Source organism: Streptomyces sp. SX-6, assembly GCF_059089585.1.
Genome location: NZ_JBTHHU010000072.1, coordinates 1 through 4,554, shown reverse-complemented (window position 1 = coordinate 4,554; position 4,554 = coordinate 1). Strand labels below are relative to the sequence as shown.

The 4,554-nt window shown below is 68.7% G+C and carries 1 protein-coding gene; it reads left to right on the top strand.

Going from position 1 to position 4,554, the window contains the following annotated elements; all coding sequences use genetic code 11:
* Positions 1-4,554 (top strand): amino acid adenylation domain-containing protein (locus ACV530_RS36435; protein ID WP_494337025.1); only part of this gene is annotated, 4,554 nt, incomplete at both ends.

Sequence of the window (4,554 nt, the reverse complement as noted above, 5' to 3'; positions counted from 1 at the left end):
AGGACCGTCCCGGTGACAAGCGGCTGGTCGCCTATGTCGTTCCTGCCGCGGGTGGCACGGTCGACGGCGCCGAAGTACGCCGCTTCCTCAGCGGTCGCCTCCCCGAATTCATGCTGCCGGCCGCGGTGGTGGTCCTTGACACGTTGCCCACGACGGCCAACGGCAAGCTGGACCGACGCGCGTTGCCCGCGCCGGACTATACGTCCGCCGCTGCATTCCGTGCTCCCCGCACTGCCGGTGAGCAGGCCCTGTGCGGGATCTTCGCGGATGTGCTCGGCGTGGAGCGGGTCGGGATCGACGACAGCTTCTTCGATCTGGGCGGCCACTCCCTGCTGGCCACCCGTGTGATCAGCCGCATCCGCACCGTCCTCAATGTGGAACTGCCCCTGCGCGTCCTTTTCGAGGGGCCGACCGTGGCCCGGCTTGCCGAGCGGGTGGCCGATGCCGGTGCGGCACGGGCGGCGCTGCTGCCGATGGACCGCCCGGCGGAGGTACCGCTTTCCTACGCCCAGCGGCGGCTGTGGTTCCTCAACCGTTTGGAAGGGGCGGCCGCTTCGGCGTACAACCTGCCGATCGTGCTGCGGCTGACCGGCGACTTGGACCGGGACGCGCTGGCTGGAGCGCTGCAGGACATCGTGAAACGTCACGAAAGCCTGCGCACTGTCTTCCCCGAAGGCCCCGAAGGCCCCGAAGGCCCCGACGGCACCCCGCACCAGCGGATCCTCGGTGCCGAAGAGGCCGGCGTGGCGCTGGAGGTGGTGGAGTCCACGGACATCGAGCTGCCCGCGCACGTGACCGAGACCGCCGGTCATGCCTTCGATCTGACCGTCGAACTGCCCATCAAGGCCCGGCTGTTCGCCCTTGATGACGCGACGAGTGTCCTGATGGTGGTGGTGCACCACATCGCCGGTGACGGCTGGTCCATGGCCCCGTTGGCACGGGATGTGGCGGTCGCGTATGAGGCGTGGACGAGCGGTCGTGCTCCGGAGTGGGAGCCGCTGCCGGTCCAGTACGCCGACTACGCGCTGTGGCAACGGCAACTGCTCGGTGACGACTCCGACCCCGACAGCCTGCTCACCCGTCAGCTGGCGTACTGGAAGACGCAACTCGCCGACGTGCCCGAGCAGTTGGCGCTGCCGGCAGATCGGGCACGCCCTTCCCACGCCTCATACCAGGGTGACAGCATCGCGTTCACGCTGGACGCGGAGCTGCACAAAAACCTCGCGGAGCTGGCCCGGGAATCCGGTGCGAGTGTGTTCATGGTGGTGCGGGCGGCGTTCGCGGCGTTGCTGTCGCGGTTGGGCGCGGGGACGGACATCCCGATCGGCGCGCCCATCGCCGGCCGTACCGACGAGGCCCTGCACGACCTGGTCGGGTTCTTCGTCAATACGCTGGTGTTGCGCACCGACCTGTCCGGCGAGCCGACCTTCCGTGAACTGGTCGGGCGAGTCCGCGAGACCGACCTGGCCGCGCATATGCACCAGGACGTGCCGTTCGAGCACCTGGTGGAGGTCCTCAATCCGGTGCGTTCGATGGCTTCGCACCCTCTGTTCCAGGTGATGCTCGCCTTCCAGAACACCGAGCAGCCGGAGCTCCGGCTGCCGGGCATCAAGGTCACGGCCGAACCCGGTACCGCTCCCGCGGCCCGCTTCGACCTGTGCGTCTACCTCGATGAGCTCCACACGGCCACCGGCGCCGAAGGCGGCCTCACCGGCACACTGGAATTCGCCACTGATCTGTACGACTGGGGCACGGCCCAAGAACTGGTGGCCCGCTTCGAGCGCGTTCTGCGTGACGCGGTCCGTGACCCGGATCAGCCGGTCGCGACGCTGGACGTGCTCTCGGCCACCGAGCTGCGCCGGATCGTCGAGGAGTGGAACACCACCGCCGCCGAGGTCCGACAGGTGCCGCTGCCCGTGCTGTTCGAAGAGCAGGTGGCGCGAACCCCGAATGCGACGGCCGTGGTCCACGACGACGTTGAGCTCACCTACGCGGAGCTCAACGCACGCGCCAACCGTCTCGCACGGATGCTCATCCAGCACGGAGCAGGCCCGGAGCAGATTGTCGCCCTCGCCTTGCCCCGTTCGGTGGAGCAGGTCGTCGCCGTTTACGCCGTGGTGAAGGCCGGGGCGGCATACCTTCCCGTGGACCCGGAATACCCGGCCGACCGGATCGCCTACATGCTCGACGACGCCCGCCCCGTGTGCGTGCTGGCGTCGACCGGGACCGTGGAACTGCTGCCGGGATCGCTGCCTGCCATCGTCCTCGATGCCGCCGGCTTCGAGGACGCACTCACCGGGTACCCGGACGCCGACCTGAGCGATGCCGACCTGGCCGCGCCGCTTCGGATCTCGCATCCCGCGTATGTGATCTACACCTCCGGGTCCACCGGCCGCCCCAAGGGCGTGATGATCCCGCACGACGCCATTGTGAACCGCCTGGCGTGGATGCAGGCCAGGCATCCGCAACGGGCCGGCGACCGGATCCTGCAGAAGACTCCGACCGGATTCGATGTCTCGGTGTGGGAGTTCTTCTGGGCCCTGCAAGTCGGCGCGACCCTGGTGGTCGCCAAGCCCGGCGGACACCGGGACCCGGCCTACCTCGTCGAGGTCATACGCGCCCAGCGGATCACGACGCTGCAGTTCGTACCTTCGATGCTTGCCGTGTTCCTGGCGGAGCCGACCGCGGCCACCTGCTCGACGCTGCACACCGTGATCCTCGGCGGGGAAGCCCTGTCCCTGGAACTCGCCGAGAAGTTCCGCAACACCCTGGACGCGGGGCTGTTCAACCTGTACGGGCCCACCGAGGCGTCCATCGATGTGACCCGCTGGGCGGTTCGGTACGAGCCTGGCGCGACGAGCGTTCCGATCGGCGCCCCCGTCTGGAACACGCGTGCCTATGTCCTGGACGAGCGGCTGCAGCCGGTGCCGACTGGTGTGCCCGGTGAACTCTACGTATCGGGCGTGCAGTTGGCGCGTGGATACGTCGGTCGTCCCGGGCTGACGGCGGACCGGTTTGTGGCGAACCCCTACGGTGACCCGGGGCAGCGCATGTACCGCACCGGAGACCTGGTGCGGTGGCGGGCCGACGGCAACATCGAGTTCCTGGGGCGCACCGACTTCCAGGTGAAGATCCGTGGTTTCCGGGTCGAGCTCGGTGAAGTGGAGTCGGCGGTCACCGCGCACCCGGCGGTCGAACAGGCCGTGATCACCGTGCACACCGGCGAGGGACACGACGCACGCCTCGTCGCCTATGTGATCCTGGCCGCCGGCGCCGCCATCGAGCCCAATGAGCTGCGGCAGTTCGTGCGTGCCCGACTGCCGGAGTTCATGGTGCCCGCCGCCGTGGTCGTTCTCGCCGCCCTGCCTGTGACAGTGAACGGCAAGCTCGACCGCAAGGCCCTGCCCGCACCCGACTTCGCGGCCGCGATCCATGGCCGAGCACCGCGCAACGCGCGCGAAGAGGTGTTGTGCGGCCTGTTCGCCGAGATCCTCGGCCTGGAGTGGGTCGGAGTCGAGGACAGCTTCTTCGACCTGGGAGGACACTCGCTGCTCGCCACCCGGCTGGTGAACCGCATCCGTGGCGTCATGGGCGTGGAACTGCCGCTGCGTGCGCTGTTCGAGGCGCCGAGCGTGGCCCAGCTGGCCCGGCACGTCGACGAGGCCGGCGGCGCTCGCGCGGTGCTGTCCCCGATGTCCCGCCCCGCGGATCTGCCACTGTCGTTCGCCCAGCGCCGCCTGTGGTTCCTCAACCGCTTCGAGGGCTCGACAGCTGCCACGTACAACATGCCCATAGCGCTGCGCCTGACCGGCGACTTGGACCGGGCAGCCCTCGCGACGGCGCTTGATGATGTGGTCGCCCGTCACGAGAGCCTGCGCACGGTGTTCCCGGAGAACCTCGACGGCATCCCGCAGCAGGTGATCCTCGACGGTGACCGGGCCCGCGTCGAGCTCACGCACATCGATATCACGGAAGCGGAGCTGCCCGCCGCCCTGGCCGGAGAGACTGCTCGAGGCTTCGACGTAACCCGTGAACTTCCCTTGCGCGCATGCCTGTTCCACCTGGATGACACTTCGCACGTGCTGTTCGTGGTGCTGCATCACATCGCCGGTGACGGTTGGTCCATGGCGCCGTTGGCGCGCGATGTGGTGGCCGCGTATGAGGCTCGGGTGAGCGGCCGTGCTCCGCAGTGGAAGCCATTGCCGGTGCAGTACGTGGACTATGCGCTGTGGCAGCGGGAGCTGCTCGGCGATGAGTCCGACCCGGACAGCCTGCTCAGCCGACAGGTCACCTACTGGACCGAGACACTGACCGGACTGCCGGAGCAGTTGGAACTACCGGTGGACCGCCCCCGGCCCGCCGTCTCCACCCATCGCGGCGGACACGTGCCGGTTGAGCTCGACGCACGGCTCCACCAAGACCTCATCGACCTTGCCCGCGACTGCGGCGCCAGTGTGTTCATGGTGGTGCGGGCGGCGTTTGCGGCGTTGTTGTCGCGGTTGGGTGCGGGGACGGATATCCCGATCGGTTCGCCGATTGCCGGGCGTACGGATG